The organism is Flexivirga alba (assembly GCF_042661025.1).
Classification (GTDB): domain Bacteria; phylum Actinomycetota; class Actinomycetes; order Actinomycetales; family Dermatophilaceae; genus Flexivirga; species Flexivirga alba.
Window position 1 is genome coordinate 3170139 of sequence record NZ_JBHSWH010000001.1, and the last position, 18907, is coordinate 3189045.

General features: G+C 66.4%; 17 protein-coding genes and 1 pseudogene. 8 read left to right on the plus strand and 10 right to left on the minus strand.

Annotated elements, in window-relative coordinates; all coding sequences use genetic code 11:
* Positions 1-8: 8 nt before the first annotated feature.
* From ACFQDH_RS15575 to ACFQDH_RS15600, 6 genes are read right to left on the minus strand one after another with little or no spacing between them, the layout of a single operon-like run.
* On the minus strand, positions 9-812 hold the full coding sequence (locus ACFQDH_RS15575; RefSeq protein ID WP_382403333.1) for an alpha/beta hydrolase family protein: 804 nt from the start codon (positions 810-812) through the stop codon (positions 9-11).
* Entirely contained in the window at positions 812-1597 is a 786-nt protein-coding gene (locus ACFQDH_RS15580) for an alpha/beta fold hydrolase (RefSeq protein WP_382403334.1), read from the minus strand. Before ACFQDH_RS15580 ends, ACFQDH_RS15575 begins: the two co-directional genes overlap by 1 nt.
* Before the next feature lie 12 nt (positions 1598-1609).
* A complete protein-coding gene (gene catC, locus ACFQDH_RS15585) occupies positions 1610-1885 on the minus strand; it encodes a muconolactone Delta-isomerase (RefSeq protein ID WP_382403335.1) in 276 nt (91 codons plus the stop codon).
* On the minus strand, positions 1885-2742 hold the full coding sequence (gene catA, locus ACFQDH_RS15590) for a catechol 1,2-dioxygenase (RefSeq protein WP_382403336.1): 858 nt from the start codon (positions 2740-2742) through the stop codon (positions 1885-1887). Before catA ends, catC begins: the two co-directional genes overlap by 1 nt.
* A 20-nt stretch (positions 2743-2762) precedes the next feature.
* On the minus strand, positions 2763-3869 hold the full coding sequence (locus tag ACFQDH_RS15595) for a mandelate racemase/muconate lactonizing enzyme family protein (protein ID WP_382403337.1): 1107 nt from the start codon (positions 3867-3869) through the stop codon (positions 2763-2765).
* Entirely contained in the window at positions 3866-4783 is a 918-nt protein-coding gene (locus ACFQDH_RS15600) for a LysR substrate-binding domain-containing protein (protein WP_382403338.1), read from the minus strand. The genes ACFQDH_RS15595 and ACFQDH_RS15600 overlap by 4 nt, the downstream gene beginning before the upstream one ends.
* 155 nt (positions 4784-4938) lie before the next feature.
* Between ACFQDH_RS15600 and ACFQDH_RS15605 the strand changes: the two genes are divergently transcribed.
* The 5 genes from ACFQDH_RS15605 to ACFQDH_RS15625 are packed head-to-tail and all read left to right on the plus strand — an operon-like array spanning position 4939 to position 12459.
* A complete protein-coding gene (locus ACFQDH_RS15605) occupies positions 4939-5862 on the plus strand; it encodes a Rieske 2Fe-2S domain-containing protein (RefSeq protein ID WP_382403339.1) in 924 nt (307 codons plus the stop codon).
* Positions 5850-6374 carry an SRPBCC family protein gene (locus tag ACFQDH_RS15610; protein WP_382403340.1) on the plus strand — a complete coding sequence of 175 codons (525 nt, stop codon included), beginning with the start codon at positions 5850-5852 and terminating at the stop codon, positions 6372-6374. The genes ACFQDH_RS15605 and ACFQDH_RS15610 overlap by 13 nt, the downstream gene beginning before the upstream one ends.
* 3 nt (positions 6375-6377) lie before the next feature.
* Positions 6378-6908, plus strand: coding sequence for a benzoate 1,2-dioxygenase small subunit (gene benB, locus ACFQDH_RS15615; RefSeq protein WP_382403341.1), 531 nt, complete (start codon positions 6378-6380; stop codon positions 6906-6908).
* A gap of 10 nt (positions 6909-6918) precedes the next feature.
* Entirely contained in the window at positions 6919-9624 is a 2706-nt protein-coding gene (gene benC / locus ACFQDH_RS15620) for a benzoate 1,2-dioxygenase electron transfer component BenC (RefSeq protein ID WP_382403342.1), read from the plus strand.
* 45 nt (positions 9625-9669) lie between these two features.
* Entirely contained in the window at positions 9670-12459 is a 2790-nt protein-coding gene (locus ACFQDH_RS15625) for a helix-turn-helix transcriptional regulator (protein ID WP_382403343.1), read from the plus strand.
* On the opposite strand, the gene ACFQDH_RS15630 is transcribed toward ACFQDH_RS15625, so the two are convergent.
* Positions 12440-13321: a LysR family transcriptional regulator gene (locus ACFQDH_RS15630; RefSeq protein WP_382403344.1), complete on the minus strand. Its 882-nt coding sequence runs from the start codon at positions 13319-13321 to the stop codon at positions 12440-12442. The genes ACFQDH_RS15625 and ACFQDH_RS15630 overlap by 20 nt on opposite strands.
* A 70-nt stretch (positions 13322-13391) precedes the next feature.
* Here ACFQDH_RS15630 and ACFQDH_RS15635 point away from each other — a divergent pair.
* The 3 genes and pseudogenes from ACFQDH_RS15635 (at position 13392) to ACFQDH_RS15645 (ending at position 15923) form a co-directional block, all read left to right on the plus strand.
* Positions 13392-14584, plus strand: a pseudogene (locus tag ACFQDH_RS15635) (thiolase family protein).
* Positions 14581-15276, plus strand: coding sequence for a 3-oxoacid CoA-transferase subunit A (locus ACFQDH_RS15640; RefSeq protein ID WP_382403345.1), 696 nt, complete (start codon positions 14581-14583; stop codon positions 15274-15276). Before ACFQDH_RS15635 ends, ACFQDH_RS15640 begins: the two are co-directional and overlap by 4 nt.
* The gene (locus ACFQDH_RS15645; RefSeq protein WP_382403346.1) at positions 15273-15923 is read left to right on the plus strand and encodes a CoA-transferase; all 651 of its coding nucleotides are present in this window, start codon (positions 15273-15275) and stop codon (positions 15921-15923) included. The genes ACFQDH_RS15640 and ACFQDH_RS15645 overlap by 4 nt, the downstream gene beginning before the upstream one ends.
* 4 nt (positions 15924-15927) lie before the next feature.
* Here the strand turns inward: ACFQDH_RS15645 and pcaDC are convergent, their stop codons facing one another.
* From pcaDC to pcaG, 3 genes are read right to left on the minus strand one after another with little or no spacing between them, the layout of a single operon-like run.
* Positions 15928-17109, minus strand: coding sequence for a bifunctional 3-oxoadipate enol-lactonase/4-carboxymuconolactone decarboxylase PcaDC (gene pcaDC / locus ACFQDH_RS15650; protein WP_382403347.1), 1182 nt, complete (start codon positions 17107-17109; stop codon positions 15928-15930).
* On the minus strand, positions 17106-18350 hold the full coding sequence (locus ACFQDH_RS15655) for a lyase family protein (protein ID WP_382403348.1): 1245 nt from the start codon (positions 18348-18350) through the stop codon (positions 17106-17108). The genes pcaDC and ACFQDH_RS15655 overlap by 4 nt, the downstream gene beginning before the upstream one ends.
* Complete coding sequence (gene pcaG / locus ACFQDH_RS15660) at positions 18350-18907, minus strand: protocatechuate 3,4-dioxygenase subunit alpha (protein ID WP_382403349.1); 558 nt, start codon at positions 18905-18907, stop codon at positions 18350-18352. Before pcaG ends, ACFQDH_RS15655 begins: the two co-directional genes overlap by 1 nt.

Sequence of the window (18907 nt, forward strand, 5' to 3'; positions counted from 1 at the left end):
GAACCTGATCAGGCACTCGGGGTTACCGAGGATATTCGATCGATCGCCGAGATCAGCTCCGGCCAGGAGGGTGAGGACGGATCGCCCCATGACCTGTGGCTGGCGCCGTCCACCGCGGTGAAGTCCCAGTCGGCCACACCGGTATGGCGCAGATGCGCGGCGTAACGCTCGGAGATTTCGACGGGCACGACGTCGTCATCCGAGCCGTGCAGAATGCGCACCGGGACCGACGGCGTCAGCAGTGCCGGATCGGTGAGTGCGTAGTTGTCGGGCACCTGCTCCGGCGTGCCACCGAGAAATCCGACGACGGCCTGATCGCCGATGCCGAGTTCGGCGGCCCGCCGCAGGTCGGCAAGGGGCGCCATCGCGACGGCACCCGTGACCTGAATGTCCTTGGCATGCCAACGAGAAGTAGGAGGGAGGCTGGTGCGACTGGCGGCCCACAGTGCGAGCTGACCGCCCGCGGAGTGGCCGACAACCGTGAGGCAGCGGGGCACTTCGTTGTGCACCGTCCACTCGCGCCCGCTGAGCTGGATCTGGTCGATCGCGTGGACGACGTCGTCCAGGGCGTCCTGCCACCGTCCCTTCCCGCGGCGGTATTCCACTGCCGCAGTGAGGTGCCCGGCTTCGGCGAGGGCGTGGCCCGCCGACCAGGCGCGCATCCGGTCCGAACCGTCCCAGAATCCACCGTGCAGCAGCAGGACGAGCGAATCGGTCGCCTCCGGCGGCTCGAAGACGTCGGCGACCTGAGAACTCACCGAGCCGTAACGCATTGAGGCGTCGGGGTTTTCGACTTCTGTGTCAGCACTCATCATCCGCTCTCCTTTGCGAAGTGCTTCTCCAACAGGGCAGCCGTCGCGGACGGGTCTTCCAGCGGGGCCAAGTGTCCGACTCCGGGGAGTACCTCGAAGCTCGCTCCGGGGGTATGGCAGACCAGCTCGCCATGCTGCTCAGCGGTCGTCACCAGATCGTCGGAACCCGCGACAGCCAGCAGCGGCACCTGTATGGCGGACAACCGATCACGCACATCGAAGGCTGCGAGGGCGGCGCAGGCACCGCAGTAACTCGCCGCGTCGATATCCGCGAGTTCCTCGACGACTGCACGTGATTCGTCCGTCGGTCGCGCTTTGACCCGCTCACCGAACCAGCGCTCCGGCGATGCCCGCTGGACCGGGCCGAGCCCCTCCCGGCATACGAGGTCGACGCGCCCTCGCCATACCTCGACCGTGGCGATCTTCGCACCACTGCACAGGATCGCCGCGGCCTCGAACCGGTCCGGGTGATCCAGAATGAGCTGCAGACCGACGGCACCACCGAACGAGTCGCCGGCGTAGCGCAGCGGCGCGTCGGCGCCGACTTCCGCGTCCACAGCACCCAGGACCGCACTTGCAAGTTCCTCCGTGCTGAAGGGTTGCGTGGCGGGCGCGCTGCGGCCGTGCCCCGGTAGGTCCCAACCGATCACGCGGTAGTCCGACAACAGCGCGGCAGCCGTGGACCACAACCGCTCGACTCGCGTGCCGAGTGAGGGGCCGACGACCACGACCGGCTGCTCAGCGGAACCGGACAGCAGGGTGAGGGCGATCTCGGGAGCTACCATCGCTGCCTCCCCTCAGATCGCCGACGGGTGCTGCGCCAACGGCGTGACGTCGACGTCCATGTACTCGAAAAGCGGCAGGCCCCACAGGATTTCGTGCAACCTGTCCGTGCTTTCCACATCGAATATGCTGATGTTGGAGTACTTGCCGACGATGCGCCAGATGTGTTTCCACTCGCCTGCGCGCTGCAGCTCCTGGGAGTAGGCCTTCTCGCGGGCGATCGTTGCCTGGCGGACCGCCGGATCGAGGTCTACCGGGATCCGAACGTCCATCCGTACTTCGAACAGCATCAGGACTGCGGGTCGAGCACGAAGTTGTAGGTGATGGCGACGCTGCCGTCGTCTTGCTGCTTCGGGTCCAGCAGCAGCTCCGGCTTCACCGCGTCCGCGATGTCGTCCTCGTTGTGCGGGTCACCCGGGAAGTACAGCTGGGCGGTGAGCAACTCGTGACCCGGCGCCGAGACTTTGACGTGCAGGTGGGCAGGGCGCCAGGCGTGCCATCCGGCGGCCGCGATGAGCTTGCCGCAGGAGCCGTCCGTCGGGATCTGGTACGGCGCCGGCTGAATGGTGTGGATCTCGAAATTGCCATGCTCGTCGGCGTGGAAGGTGGCGCGCAGGTTCCACTCGGGTATGCCGGGCGCGAACTGGCTGTAGAACCCTTCGTTGTCCGCGTGCCAGAGCTCGACCTTGCCCTGCAGCGGGGTGCCGTCCACCGAAGTGATGGTGCTCTTCCAGGTCAGCGGCGTGCCGTTCTCGCCGTCGCGCATCGGGATGGTGTTGTCGACCGCGTCGGGCGCGTTCGGCACATAGTAGGGACCTTCGATAGTGCCCTTGTTGCCCTTGCGGTGCTCGGTCGCCACGTCTTCGACCACGTGCTCGACCCACACGTCGAGGAAGAGCGGCCACTCGCCGTCCTGGCCGACCTGGATGAGCCAGGCCTTGAGCGCGTTGTATTCGGCATACGTCACCTTGTGCTTGCGGATGGTGTCGTAGATCGAGTCCAGCACCTCACGGGCGAGCTCGTCGACGCGCTCCTTCGGGACGTCCTTGACTGCGTCATACGGCGACTTGTCGGTGCGGAAGCGGTCGGTCGCGCTCGCCCCGGAACCAGCGGCGGTTGCGACCTGGCTGTCGTTCGTGGTGGTCATGTCCTTCTCCTTCAGTGATTTCACTTGTTGTCGAGTCGGTAGTGGTGGAGCCGTGTTTCGTCGATCTCGATGCCGAGGCCGGGAGCGGACGACGTAACGAGTTGGCCACCGCTGATCTGCAGAGGGTGGGTCAGCAGGTCGTCGCTCATGTCCAGGAAATTGGACAGCTCACCGGCACGCCGCGACGTCAGCTCGTATGCCGAGCCGAACGCCACCGCGCACGCCGTCCCGATCTGGCCGTCGATCTGGTTGCCGATCACGACCTCCACCCCGAGCCCCTCGGCGAGGTGGTGGATCCGTCGGCTGGTGGTGAAACCGGTGCGGGCGGTCTTGATGGAGACCGCGGTTGCCGAGCCGGCCAGGATCTCGCGAGTCACGTCGGCAGCGGTCGGCACGGACTCGTCCGCGATCATCGGTAGATCGAGTTGCTCGACGAGCCACCGGCGGCCGAGCACGTCATCGGCCGGGTTGAGTTCCTCGGCGAAGAGCAGGTCGAGGTCGGCCATCTCCCGCATGGCCTTCAACGACTCCGACGCCGTCCACCCGCGATTGCCATCGACATACAGCTCGATGCTGTCTCCGAACCGTTCGCGTAGTGCGCGAACGCCCGCAGTGTCCAGTTGGAACGGCCGTCGGCCGACCTTCACCTTGAAGGTGCGGATCCCGTAGGTGTCGACCATCTTCTCGGCTTCGGCGACCATCGCTGCGGGCTCGTCGAAACCGAGCATGTGGCTGACCCGCATCCGGTCGGTGAAACCGCCGAGCAGCTCGGAGACCGGGAGTTCGAGCGTCTTGCCGAGTGCGTCCCAGATGGCCATGTCGATGGCGGCCTTGGCGGTCGGATTGCCGACGGTGCGCCCGAGTCGGCTGTGTGCCTTCTCCCGCTCCAGCAGTGTCAGACCTTCGATCTGCGGCGCGAAGATGGTCTCGATGATGGCGACGATGCCTGCCTGCGTCTCGCCGTAAGTGAAGGGACGTGGCGGGGCCTCGGCCACGCCGACAACGCCGTCGTCGGTGGTTACCCGGACCAGCACGTGCTCGGCACTGTGCACCTCTCCGCTCGCGAAGTGCAGTGCCTTGGTGTAGGGAATGGCGAATGGAATCGCTTCAACAGCACTGATTTTCACGCCTGCTCCTGGGATGAAGTCGCGGCTGGGTCGGAGTAGAAGTCGTGTGTTTCGAGCGTGTCGAGAACCGAGGACACCAGGGGTGACGGCTCGTCGGTGCGCCAGGCGAGCGAGAGGTCGATGGTGTCGGCGTCCTGCACGTCGCGGAAGACGACTCCCTGCAGCTGCATGCTGCGCACCGACTCGGGCGCGAGGGTCACGCCGAGTCCTGCACCGACCAGGGCAAGGGCAGCGGCCGTGCTCACCGCGCGTTGCGTGATCTTTGGGGTGAAGCCGGCACTTCGGCAGCTGGCGACCATCGCTTCGTAGACGATCGACCTGGTGTCGGCATACGCCACGAAGTCCTCCGGCGCCAGATCGGCGAGCTCCAGGCCGGACTCCTGGGCGAGGCGGTGGTCGGCAGGAAGTGCGAGGATCAGCGGCTCATCCAGGATGTGCCGCGTCTCGATCCCCGCTTCCAGCACGGGTGCGCGCAGCACCCCGAGGTCCAAGCGGCCGTCGAGCAGCAACTCGACCTGGTTTGGCGTCAGCAGGTCGGTCTGTACCTCGAGCGCGACGGCCGGGTGGACCGACCTGATCAGCCGGGTGAGACGCGACATCTGAGTGAACGCACTGGTTCCGGTGAAACCCAGCCGCAGCAGACCACTGTGTCCGCCCGCGATATTGCGCGCCCCGTCGACCGAGGCATCGAGGTCGGCGAGGATCCGGCGCACCTCCTGATGGAAGAACGCGCCGGCCGCGGTGAGTTCGACGGTCCGCGTCGTTCGGGTGAAGAGCTGAAGGTCCAGGTCGGCCTCGAGTCGCCGGATCGCCTGGGAGAGAGCGGGTTGTGCCAGGTGCAGGCGCTCTGCCGCCTGCCCGAAGTGGCAGAGATCGGCCACCGCATCGAAGTACCGCAGCTGCCTGAGCTCCATCTCGGTCATCTCCCGTCGCACGTGACGTAGGTCATGTTCACGAGCCACGCTAGAGCGTCGATTGAGTTAGCACAATGACGAATTAGGCGATCATTAATAACGTTGGCATATGCAATAAGGCGCCTAGCCAGCACTAGGTATTTACCTGGTGTGACGTGGGACACGCTGTGCTGAAGTCGTCATGTCAGCGCAACAACGACCCGGAGGCCGACGTGACCGACATGCTGGAAAGCCTGAGCGACAAGCTGGACAACGCCGTTGTCGACGACCCCACGACGGGGACCTTCCGGACCAACCGGAGGATCTTCACCGACGAGGAGATCTTCGAGCTCGAGATGAAGCACATCTTCGAGGGCAATTGGATCTACCTCGCGCACGAGAGCCAGATCCCGGCCCCCGGTGACTACCTCACTACTTACATGGGTCGGCAGCCGATCGTCATCACCCGGTCCAAGGATGGGAAGCTCAACTGCCTGATCAATGCGTGCGCGCACCGCGGCGCGATGCTCTGCCGGCGCAAGACCGACAACCGGCCGACGCTCACCTGCCCCTTCCACGGCTGGACCTTCCGGAACGACGGCACTTTGCTGAAGGTCAAGGACCCCGACGACGCGGGCTATCCCGAGAACTTCAACACCGAGGGGTCGCACAACCTCACCAAGGTCGCGAAGTTCGAGTCCTACCGCGGCTTCCTCTTCGGCAGCCTCAATCCGGATGTGACGAGTCTGGACGAGCACCTCGGGGACGCGACCAAGGTCATCGACATGCTGGTCGATCAGTCGCCGGACGGCTTGGAGGTCCTGCGAGGTTCATCGACATATACCTATGACGGCAACTGGAAGGTCCAGGCGGAGAACGGCGCCGACGGCTACCACGTCACCGCAGTGCACTGGAACTACGCAGCGACAACGTCGCGGCGTAACACCGGCGAGTCGAAGAACACCACCAAGACCCTTGACGCCGGCTCGTGGGGAAGTCCGGCGGCGGCTACTGGTCGTATCCGAACGGTCATCTCTGCTTGTGGACGTGGGCCGGCAACCCGCAGGACCGGCCGCTGTGGAACCGGTTGGACGAGCTGAAGGCGAAGTTCGGCGACGCCAAGGGACAGTTCATGGTCACCGGCTCCCGCAACCTGTGCCTCTACCCGAACGTCTATCTGATGGACCAATTCTCCACGCAGATAAGGCATTTCCGGCCCATCGCACCCGACAAGACCGAGGTCACGATCTACTGCATCGCGCCCAAGGGCGAGAGCGCGGACTCGCGTGCCTGGCGGATCCGGCAGTACGAAGACTTCTTCAACGCATCGGGTATGGCGACACCCGACGACCTGGAGGAGTTCCGCTCCTGCCAGCTGACGTTCCGTGCCACCGCAGCCCCCTGGAATGACATGAGTCGCGGGGCGCAGCACTGGATCACCGGCCCGGACGAGGTCGCCAAATCGCTCGGGATGGACGGTGTGGTGTCCGCGGGTGCGAAGAACGAGGACGAGGGGTTGTACCCGGTCCAGCACGGCTACTGGTTGAAGACGATGCGAGCCGCAGTCGCTGCCGAAGAGGCATTGGCAGCGCACACGACGAAGGAGGCCTGAGTCATGAGCACAGTCGAAACTGCCTCACAGGCAACGGGTTCGGCGCTGATCACGCAGAATGTCATCGAGCAGTTCCTCTATCGCGAGGCGCGACTCCTCGACGATCGACAGTTCGAGAAGTGGCTCGGCTACTACGCCGATGACGTCGTCTACTGGATGCCCGCCTGGGGCGACGACGATCTGCTCACCGAGGACCCGCAGACTGACATCTCGCTGATCTACTACGGCAACAAGGGCGGACTGGAGGACCGGGTCTTTCGCATCCGGACCGAACGCTCGTCAGCGACGTCGTTGCCCGAGCCGCGCACCAGTCACAACATCAGCAATGTCGAGGTCATCGAGCGTCGCGGCGACCTGGTCGACATCCGCTTCAACTGGCACACGATGTACTTCCGGTACAAGACGATCGACCCCTATTACGGGACATCGTTCTACACGATCGACTTCTCCGGCGAGCAACCGCTGATCCGTCGCAAGACAGTGATCCTCAAGAACGACTACATCCACCACGTCGTCGACATCTACCACATCTGAGCGAGTTGCCATGTCTGTCACCGAAACCGGCACCGAAGCGACGCATCAGGTCGCGTTGTCCTTCGAAGATGGTGTGACCCGCTTCATCACCTGCCGGCCGGACCAAACGGTCGCCGATGCGTCATACCGACAGCGGATCAACATCCCGCTGGACTGTCGCGATGGCGCGTGCGGCACGTGCAAGGCGCTGTGCGAGTCGGGCGAGTACGACGGCGGCGACTACATCGACGACGCGCTGTCCGAGGACGAGGCGGCGCAGGGCTACGCGCTGCCGTGCAGCATGCGGCCGAAGTCGGATCTCGTGTTGCAGATCGCGAGCACCTCCGAGGTCGCCAAGACCAAGGCCGCGACCTACACCGGGACGATCACTGAGCTCAACCGGTTGTCGCCGACGACCGTCGAGCTCAAGATCGACCTTGCCAACCGCAGCGAACTTGCCTTTCTCCCAGGGCAATACGTCAACATCGACGTTCCTGGCACCGACCTCAAACGGTCCTACTCCTTCAGCAATGCACCCGATGAGGACGAGCTCAGTTTTCTCGTCAAGATCAGTGGCGGGGGAGCGATGTCGGACTACCTGACAGAGCGGGCGGCGGTGGGCGACGAGCTGAGCCTGACCGGTCCGCACGGATCGTTCTTCCTGCGCGAGACGGACCGACCGGTGCTGCTGCTCGCCGGTGGCACCGGCCTCGCGCCGATCCTGTCGATGTTGCGCAAACTGCACGCCGATGGGAGTGACCGCACGGCACACCTGGTCTACGGCGTCAGCACCGATGACGATCTCGTCTCCTTGGATGAACTGCGCATGCTGGCCGACAGGCTGACCGGATTCACCTGGGACCACTGCGTTTCCGCGCAGGAAAGCCTCGCCGACAACAAGGGGCACGTCACCGATCTGATCCGCGGAGAGCATCTGCATGACGGTGACGTGGCGGTCTATCTGTGCGGGCCGCCCGCAATGGTCGAGTCGGTGCGTCAGGGCGTCTCGTCGCTCGGGGTCGAACCGACGGGCTTCTACTACGAGAAGTTCGCGCTGGCGGCCGCAGCCGGTGGCGCAGACGCAGCGACCGCCGTTCCTGTCGCGGTCACCGCCGAGCACCCCGAGGTCGAGGAGTTGCTCTTCGCGGCCGATGCCCGCGGCATCGCAGGGCGGGACGTGCTGCCCGACAAGGATGTTCCGCCGCTCACTGCTTCCGCGGCAGCGGTCGACGACGGTGACGCCATACGAACCGTGGGTGGGCAACTGCTGCATCCTGTGCAGGGCGACAGCTCGTGCACCGCCTCGAAACTCGAAGAGTCCGCCGAGCTGATCTCGGGACATGCCGGGCGGACCATCGGTGGGCAGGAACTGTTCGGAGCTCTTCCGAAACTAGTTTCGACCGCCGAACCGCAGCCGGCGCAGGCGGTTTCAGCGCCGAGCGCCGCCGTCCAAGAGACAACCTCGGACGGTTATCAGATCGGTGAGGAGCACCCCGACATCAGCTCCTCCGACGCGATCTTCGAAGCGCGGGAGGCACTCGAGCTAGGCGCGCTGGAGCTGGTGATCGGCCGACTGTCATCCGGCCAGCTCACCGGCTACCGCCTGCTCGCCGAGTCGACCCTGCCGTATGTCGACGGTGATCGCTTCGTCGACGCCGCGGCATACACCGACACGAACGCAGCATTCCACGACTACCTCTTCGCGCTCACCGGGAACGAGCACCTGTTGCGTGCCTACCAGGCGTTGGGTGTGAAGGGTCGTATGTCGGAAGTGCTCGTCAACGCCACCTGGTGCAACCCGCGGTGTGCGACCGACCACGTCGAGATCGTCGAGGCATTCGAGACCGGCGACCGCGCCACCGCACAACGTCTCATCGTGGAGCACGCCGGTCGTTCGAAGGAGACCATGCGTCGTGCGATGGCGGAGACCACTGCGCAGACACGACCGCGTTTCATCACGCCGGGCAGGTTCGCCGGCCAGGTCGTCGTGGTCACCGGAGCAGCTCAGGGCATCGGCGCACAGGTCGCCCGACGGGTCAGCGCAGAGGGCGGCAAGGTGGTCGTTGCCGATCGCTCGGAGCTCGTGCAGAAGATCGCGACCGAGTTGCGCGACGGGGCCGTGTGCCTCGCAGTGGAGTGTGACCTCGAGAGCTATGGCGGCGCAACGGATCTGGTGCAGCGGACAATCTCCGAGTTCGGGCGGATCGACGTGCTGATCAACAACGTCGGCGGAGCGATCAACTTCAAGCCGTTCACCGAGTTCACAGACAAAGAGATTCGTGCAGAGGTCGAACGCTCCCTGATGACAACGCTGTTCGCGTGCCGGGCCGCTCTCCCGGGCATGGTCGAGCAGGGTGGGGGAGTCATCGTCAACGTGTCGTCCGCGGCGACCCGCGGAATCCATCGGATCCCGTACTCCGCTGCCAAGGGCGGCATCAACGCGATCACCCAGTCGCTTGCCCTGGAGTATGCCGACAGCGGCATCCGGGTCGTCGCGACGGCGCCGGGAGGGACCGATGCGCCCCCGCGCCGCATCTCGCGCGGCACCCCGGCCGCGCGCACCGAGCACGAGAAGGCCTGGTTCCAGGCACACATCGACCAGACGCTCGCGTCCGCGCCGATGCACCGTTACGGCACGCTGGACGAACAGGCAGCGGCCATCACCTTCCTGGCATCCGACGAGGCGTCATACATCACCGGCACGGTGCTGCCGGTCGCCGGCGGGGATCTGGGCTGATCAGTGTCCACCCGCCACTTCCTCAGGTGGCCGTACGGTGACACGGTGGACAACTCCTCGACGATCGCGCCCAGCCGATGGCTGCAGCTCGATGACGTCGTCCGCAGCGTGTTGTCCGACACGGCGGCGTCCGCGTTGGTGCTGATCACCGGTGAGTCCGGTTGCGGATCCAGCACGTTCGCGAAGCGCTTGGGTGAGGTCTGCGCCCCTGGTGGCAGGGTTGACGCCGGATCGGTGCGCCGCCTGACCGGCCTTCCGTGGGCCAAGGGACATCCTGGGGATGCGCTGATGCCGTGGGTCGCGGACGCGCCACTCGATCCACGAGACGTGGCGCGGAGCTTCGCGGACACGGTCGAGACCGGTCCGCACCGCTGGGATGCGGTGGTGCTCGTCACGAACGCGCATCTGGTGGATCAACTCACGATCGAGGCGCTGGTCAGTGTGACCCGCGATGCGGCGCGGGCACGACTGCTGGTGGTGCTCGACTGGACCGAGCCGCAGCGCCGGGGACTGCCGCTGTCCGCCCACGACCACGGGAACCCGGTGAGGGACGACCTCTACGACGATGTGCGGTCGGCCGCCGACCACGTCGTCAACCTGACACCGCTCACCGCCGACGATGTCGCCGTCTTGGCAGAGCAGACAGCTGAATTGGTGCCGTCCACCGCGATCGCGCATCTGCTGCGGCACACCGCGGGCAACACGAGATCCGTGGTCGAGCTGCTGCGAGAGGTTGCGCCGACGGACTGGACGACTGCGCACCTGTCACTCCCGGCGCCGTCGAGTGTGCGGCGCGGTGTCCGTGCGCGGCGGAGGGCACTGTCCCAGCCGGCGGCCCGGTTCGTCGATGCGGTGGCGGTGCTGGAAGAGGCGGACAGCTTGACCGGTGCGATATCCGCACGATCCGCAGCACGGGTCGCAGGCGAAGCTGTCACACCCGAGGCGATCGCAGAAGTCCTCACCAGCGGCCTCGTCATACCGCTGAACACCGAGGAGACGCTGGTCCGGATGCGGGACGCGGTCACCCGCTGCGCTGTTCTCGATCAGTTGGGCTCGAAGGAACGACGGTCCCTGCATGCGACGGCTGCCGCTGTGGTCGGTGGGCAGGCGGCGCAGTTGCGGCACAGCTGGTTCGCGGCCGCGCAGTTGCCGGATGACCGGCTGGCGGATCGGCTGGCCGCCGAAGCGGCCGTGCAGGCCAAGTCCGGTTCCTGGGCGAGCACGGGTGAACTTCTCGACCTGGCGGCGCGAGCCACGAGTGATCCGGACCTCGCGGGCGATCGACTGCTGGAGGCCGCTGATGCGCAGGTGGGTGCGGGGGACGTCGCAGGTGCCACGCGGCACCTTGCTCAGCTCGAGTCATTGCGAGAGACACCGCAGCGCAACGCCGTGCTGGGCTACGTGGCCGTCGTGCGTGGTCGGTCCGGCGAAGCCGACAGTCGACTGCGGCGTGCTTGGGAGCTGATCAACCCGAGGCGCGACCCGATCGGCGCATCACTGGTGGCTCAGCGTCACGTGCTGCACAGTCTGGCCAATTGCCAAGCGCTGGAACTGATTTCGTGGGCCGATCGAGCGATGGGTCTTGTCCCGCCAGATACTCCCGCGGCCGTCGAGGCCGCCGCGATCCGTGGTTTGGCGAATGCAGTCGTCGGTTCACCCCAGGCTGCACTGGCCGGCTATGCCTCGCTTGTCGGCTCGGTTCCCGAGGGCGCGGTCGCTGCGCGCGTGCGGATGGCGAGCGGCTGGCTGCATCTGGCGACCGACAACACGGAGGAAGCGCGCGAAGAACTCGAGAGTGCCGTGCCCACTGACCACCTCGGCGGCTCGCTGCGGATCTCGCTGTGGGCACGTGCCTGGCTGGCACGCGTTCAGTTCCTGACCGGGGACTGGGAGGCAGCCCTGCGCACGGCAACGGCGGGCGCGAGCCTCGCTGAGCAGTCGGGTATGGCGCTGCTGATGCCGCTGCTGCAGTGGACGCGCGCGCAAGTGCACACTCTCAGAGGCGATTGGGCCAAGGCCGAGCTGTGTCTGCGACAGGGCAACGCCAGTGGGCAGGACTACGCGATCATGCGGATACCGTCCGCACTCGCCCAAGCTTCCTGGCACGAGTCCCGAGCGGAGTACCCGGCCGTGGTGCGGACCCTCACCTTCCTGACCGAGCCGTGGGCGCACGAGTGGGTCAACAGCCCGGGATTCTGGCCGTGGGCGGATGTCTACGCCAACGCACTCGTCGTGTCGGGCCGGTTGGACGAGGCCGACGCCTTCCTGCGGCCGCTCGAGCAGCGCGCCGCCGATGCCGAGCACGCTTCGACCATCGCCAGACTGGCGTATGCGAGGGGGCGCTGGCACGGTCAGCACGGGGACCTGGATGCGGCGCGGGAGCGTTTCACCGCCGCGATCGACCGGCTCGAGCAGATGACCTACCCGTATGACCTCGCACGGGTGCACTTCGCCTTCGGGCAGACGCTTCGTCGCGCCGGACGCCGCGCCGAGGCGGACTCCGTGTTGTCCACCGCCCGTGAGCAATTCGCCCGCCTCGGCGCTGCGACGTACGTGAGCCGGTGTGACCGGGAGCTCGCGGCCGGCGGCGTCAACGCGCCGCGCACGACTGATGCCCACTCCGACGTGCTGACCCCGCAGGAGTCGGCCGTGGCCGCGCTCGTGGCCCAGGGACGCAGCAACAAGGACGTCGCGGCCGAACTCTTCCTCTCGGTGAAGACCATCCAGTACCACCTGACTCGCGTCTACGCGAAGCTCGGCATACGTTCGCGGTCACAGTTGGCGGCACAGTGGTCTGCGGGTGACGCGGACAGCCCTACGTCAGCCGGTGTATGACGCCGACCGCGCGAGCCAAGTGCGGCTCGTGTCGGTCGGAGCGGTGTGCCACGGCGAGCGGCACCGTCGTCGCCGGCTGCACGAGAGGTCGGTAGACCACGCCGTCCAACCGCAGTGCGCCGACCGGCTCCGGAACGATCGCGACGCCGAGGCCACCAGCGACCAGCGTTACCAGTGTTGAGGTTTCGCCGACTTCGTGCCGAATGTGCGGTTCGATTCCTGCTCCGCGGAGCAGGCCCAACGTCACGTCATACATCATCGATCGTCGGTTGGCGGAGTGAACGATGAGGTCGCTGCCGGCGAGTTGCTTCATCCGCACGCGCTCGGTCGAGGCCAGTGGATGACCTTCGGGCAGTGCCACCACGAGTCGGTCCTGCCGAACGGGTTCGACAGTCAACCCGAGGTCGGCGATGGGCGGCCGCAGCAGGGCGACGTCGATCTGCCCGTTGCGCAACGCCTCCACCTGGTCGGGGACGAGCATCTCGCCACGAAAGGCGAAATCGACGCCGGGCAGCTCGGTGGCCAGGCCACGCGACAACTGCGGAAGCAACGAGTAGGTGACCGACCCGACACATCCGATCACCAGGTGTCCCACGGACCCGGCCGCGACGCGTCGTGCGTGCTCGGAGGCATTGCTCAGCTCCTCGAGGATGCCGCGTGCTCGCTCGAGGTATGCGTGACCTGCCGCGGTGAGAGATACGTGGCGGGTGCTGCGCTGCAGCAGCTGGACACCGAGCTCGGACTCGAGTTGCCGAATCGCCTGTGACAGTGGGGGTTGCGCCATGTGCAGGCGCTCCGCGGCGCGGGTGAAGTGCCCTTCCTCGGCGACGGCGATGAAGTACCGCAGGTGTCGAATATCCATATGCACAGACTCTTAATCGGAGACAAAGGCGATACTTCAGAATATCTGACGAAGAGGCTAGCTTCTAGATATGAGTGCATTCATCTACGCCGCGCGCCGGACGCCGTTCGGCAAGTTCAACGGAGGCCTGGCCGGCATACGCCCGGACGACCTCGGGGCGCACGCGATCCGCGCGGTGCTGACCGACGTTCCCGGGCTCGATCCGGCCGCGATCGATGACGTGGTGTGGGGCAATGCGAACGGCGCAGGGGAGGAGAACCGCAACGTCGGTCGTATGGCAGCCCTCCTTGCCGGCCTGCCGACCTCGGTGTCGGGCACGACGATCAACCGGCTCTGTGGCTCGGGGCTCGATGCGGCGATGATGGCGAGCCGGCAGATCGAGACCGGCGATGCCGAGATAGTGCTCACCGGCGGCGTCGAGTCGATGACCCGTGCGCCGTGGGTGCTGCCCAAGCCGGACCGCGCGTACCCCGCACGCGACGTGACCGCTGTGTCAACCACTTTGGGCTGGCGTCTGGTCAACCCGGCGATGCCGAAGGAATGGACGGTCAGCCTCGGGGAGGGCAACGAGCAACTACAAGAGCGCTTCGGCATCTCCCGTGAGCGGCAGGACGAATTCGCCGCGCGATCCCACGAACTCGCGCACGCCGCATGGGATTCCGGCTTCTTCGACGATCTGGTCACTGCGGTCTCACCCGCCAAGGGAGATCCCGTCGTCCGCGACGAGTCGATCCGCCCCACCTCGACAGTGGACGTGTTGGGTGGTCTCAAGCCGGCTTTCCGTCCGGACGGCACGATCACCGCCGGCAACGCGTCTCCGCTCAACGACGGCGCCTCGGCAGTGCTGCTCGGTTCGGAAGCTGCGTCGAAGACGCTCGGCGATCCGACCGCGCGCATCGTCGGTCGCGGCATCATGGCTCTCGAACCGCAAGCCTTCGGCTACGCACCGGTCGAGGCAGCCAACCGTGCGCTGGCACGTGCCGGCATCGGCTGGGACGAGGTCGGCCGGGTGGAGCTGAACGAAGCGTTCGCCGTCCAGTCGCTGGCTTGCGTCGACGCCTGGCCCATCGACCCGTCGATCGTCAACACGCGCGGTGGTGCGATCGCGATCGGGCACCCCTCGGCGCGTCCGGTGGTCGCATCCTCGGCACGCTCGCCAAGGTCCTTCGTGAGGACAAGCTGCGGTACGGCGTCGCCGCGATCTGCATCGGCGTCGGCCAAGGGCTGGCCGTCGTCCTGGAGAACCCGGAGGTGTCCGGATGAGTGCCGCCGTTGTGTACGAGTCGGTCGACGCGGCCGTAGCGGGCGTCGAGGACGGATCCACCGTGCTGGTAGGTGGATTCGGACTCGCGGGTATGCCGTTCGACCTCCTCGACGGACTCATTCGACAGGGTGCGAGGGACCTCACCGTCGTGTCGAACAACGCCGGCAACGCTGAGGTCGGTCTGGCTGCGCTGTTGAAGGCGGGCCGAGTTCGTAAGGTCGTTTGCTCCTTTCCACGACAGGTCGACTCGTACGTTTTCGACGAGCTCTACCGCGCCGGCAAGGTCGAGCTCGAGGTCGTCCCGCAGGGCAACCTCGCCGAGCAGATGCGAGCCGCCGGTGCGGGTGTCGGCCCGTTCTACTGTCCGACCGCAGTCGGCACTCCGCTAGCCGAAGGCAAGGAGATCCGGGTCTTCGATGGGCGCGAGTACCTGCTCGAGCATCCGATCAAGGCCGACTACGCGCTGATCTCCGCGCATCGGGCGGACGAGATGGGAAACCTGGTCTACCGCAAGACAGCTCGCAACTTCGGACCGGTGATGGCGACCGCTGCCACGACGACGATCGTGCAGGTCGGTGAAGTGCTTCCGACTGGGTCGCTCGACCCGGAAGCCGTTGTCACACCGTCGATCTACGTCGACCGGATCGTACCGGTCGCGGCCCGCCAGTACACCGTCCAGGGAGCGCTATGAGCGGCGAGACCGTCGAGCATCTCGATCGAGGTCCACTCGACAAGAGCGAGCTCGCGGCGGTCGTCGCCGGCGACATACCGGCCGGGGCATTCGTCAATCTCGGGATCGGTCAGCCGACCAGCGTTGCGGATCACCTTCGTCCGGAGCAAGGGGTCACTCTGCATACCGAGAACGGCATGCTGGGGATGGGGCCGAAGGCGGTCGGGGACGACATCGATCCGGATCTGACCAACGCAGGCAAGGTCCCGGTGACCGAGCTTCCGGGAGCCGCCTACTTCCATCACGCCGATTCCTTCGCAATGATGCGCGGCGGTCACCTCGACGTCTGTGTGCTCGGCGCGTACCAGGTGTCGACTGGCGGTGACCTGGCCAACTGGCACACCGGCGCACCGGGCGCCATACCGGCCGTTGGCGGCGCGATGGACCTCGCCATCGGAGCGCGGCAGGTCTTCGTGATGATGTCGCTCTTCACCAAGACCGGCGAACCGAAGCTGGTGCGTGAGTGCACCTATCCGCTGACCGGGGTGGGCTGTGTATGTCGGATCTACAGCAACGAAGCGGTGATTGACGTCGGACCCGCCGGAGCGCAGATCCGGCAGACGTGGGGGATCAGCGCGGCCGAACTCATCGAGCGACTTGGACTATGAGCGGTCAGTCGGTCTGTTCAAGCACTTCCTGCGCGATCCGGAACGCCGTGTTGGCGTCGGGCACGCCGCAGTAGATCGCGCTCTGCAGCAGCACTTCCTTGATCTCATCGACGGTCAGCCCGTTGGTGCGCGCAGCCCGCAGGTGCATCGCGAGTTCCTCGTGGTGCCCACGCGCCACCAGGGCGGTGAGGACCGCGATCGAACGGTCGCGGCGAGCGAGACCTGGCCTCGTCCAGATGCCGCCCCACCCGTAGTCGGTGATGAACGACTGGAAGTCGCGGGTCAGATCGGTTGCGGCTGCGTTCGCACGGTCGACATGGGCGGCGCCGAGGACGTCGCGTCGAACCGCCATACCCGCGTCCATGCGTCCGGCAAGTGTTTTAGGGGACACCGGGATTCCCGCGGCATGGCGTATCGCGCGTGCCATCTCTTCCGATGCTTCCACGGGTGCTTGGTGGCCCACCCTGTCGAGTACGACGAGTCGTCCATCGGCCACCCCGTGCGCCAGTGCAGCGACGCCGGCGACCGGTGCGGCTTCGTCATACGCGCCGGCGATCGCGGTCATCGGTGTCGTGATGCGGTGCAGCTCGGATCGAATGTCGAAGTCGGCCAGCGCATCGCACACTGCGGCATACCCGAAGCGGTCCGTCTCCTGCAGCGAATGCAATAACGCTGCTGCCAGATCGGGTTGCCGGTCGAGGAATCCGGGACCGAACCACCGACGGGCGGAACCCTCGACCATGACGGGAGTGCCTGAGGTCCGGACCTTTTCGGCACGCTCGTGCCACATTGCCGCATCCGCGAAGCGCGGCACGCTGCAGGCGAGGACGGCCGCGCGGATGCGTTCGGGGTGATCGAGCATCAATTGCTGTCCGACCGCACCGCCGACGGAGTCGCCGGCATAGACAAAACTTCCGGCCGGCTCGCCGCGCTCGGTGAGGACACCCTCGATGAACGCCAGGACACCGTCGGCCAGCTCGCCCAACGTGAACCCGCCCTCGGAGGCTGCATTGTTGTAACCATGACCGGGCAGATCCCATGCCACGACATGGAATTCAGCGCTGAGCAGGTCAGCGGTCGTCGACCACAGGGCCGTCGCCGACGTGCCCAGCGACGGCCCGCAGAGGAGGAGCGGCAGGTCGGCCGACCCACCGAGCTGCACTCCGGCGATCGAGGGGACAGTCATCGGGAGCCTCCTGAGCGGGCGCGCTCGAGGATCACATCGATGATCGCGTCCGAGCTGCCGAGATAGTGAGCAGGGTCGAAGTCGTCGGTGGTCGTGCCGATGAAGCCGGCAAAACTGCGTTGCTCGGCGAGCAGTGTCGAGCCGGCCGAGTCGACCAGTCGGGCCATCCGTCCGGTGTCGACGTGCAGGCCGGTCAGCAGCTCCGCGGTCTGCGATGCAGCCGTCACCGTATGGCGACCGAGTGTGGCGATGGTCGACCACTCCGTGTGCCACGCACCGTCGGCTCTCTCGTCGACGGAATCGGCTGCGGCTAGGTGCAATTGGGCGGCGTGCCCAGGTGCGGTAAGGGCAGCCCGACGGATCAGCACCGACAGGATCGGGTTGACCTTGTGCGGCATGGTGGACGACCCGCCACGTCCTGACTCCACCGGCTCGGCGAGTTCGGCGATCTCCGGACGGGCGAGCACCAGGACATCGCGGGCTGCCCGTCCCCACGCGTCGGTCGTACGTGTCAGCGCATCGGCGACCCGGGTGATCGGTGCCCGGGCCGTGTGCCACGGCGGCGCCCACGGCAGACCGAGACGGTCTGCGGCAACGCGGGTCAGCGAGATGGCGTCGCCGGTCCCACCGGTCAGTTGCAGCAGCAGGCCGGGACCGGCCAAGGTGCCGGCCGCGCCGCCGAATTGTGCTGGGAGCCGATCGCGGGCATCCCGCAGGTCGTCACGGGCGTCGAGAATGCCTTGCAGCCACTGAGCTGCCTTGAGCCCGAACGTGATCGGCACTGCGTGCTGGGTCAGAGTCCGGCCGGCCATAACAGTCGATCGATGCTCCTCGGCGAGACCGACCAGCGCGGTCACCTGGTCATCGATCAGCTCCAGCACGGAACCGACGCACCGACGAAGTCCGAGGACGATCGCTGTGTCCAGGGTGTCCTGACTGGTGAGCCCACGGTGCAGCCACCGTGCAGCCACGGGATGGTCGTCCGCCAGACGGTCACGGACGACGGCGAGCAGCGGGATGACCGGATTGCCACCTGCCTCCGCCTGCACCGCGATCTCGTCCGGATCGATGGAACCGACCAGGTTTTCGATGTCCACCACCGCGGCTTGCGCGGGTGCGACGCCGACAGCGGTCAGCGCAGCGAGCCACGCGGTCTCAACACGCAGCATGTCCCCGATCAGTTCCGTGTCCGTGAAGAGGTCTCCGGCCCGGTGGTCACCCGGCCAGCGCAGGTCCGCCATCAGTCGCTGCCGAAGCTGAGGAAGACGGCCTCGTCGTTGCCCTGCAGGTGTATGTCGAAGATCAAGCCGTGCTCATCGACGCGTGCAACGAGCGTGCCTCGTCGATCGTCCGGCACCGACGACAGGAACGGATCCGCAGCTGCGGCAACGTCATCGAGCGGTAGATAGGCGCGGGTCAGGAGCCGGTGCAGCAGGCCGCGGGCGAAAACCGTGACTGCGAAGAACGGTGCGGCCCCGTCCCGGGTCGGACCGGGCAGGACGGTCGTGAAGGAGTAGTGGCCCTCGGGATCGACAGAAGCCCTGCCGAAGCCGGTGAAGGTCCAGCCATCTCGCGATCGCGATCCCGACTCCTTTGGCACCACGCCGTTTTCGTCCGCCTGCCAGATCTCGATGAGTGCGTCCGGGATCGGCAGGCCGGCGCCGTCATACACCGTGCCGTGCAGTCGGATCGCGTGTGGATGGCTGAGGGGGACGAGGTCGCCGCCTCCGTCATACGGGAGGGCATAGCCGAAGAATGGGCCGACGGTTTGTCCGGGCGTGGGTGCCAGCTGATTCAT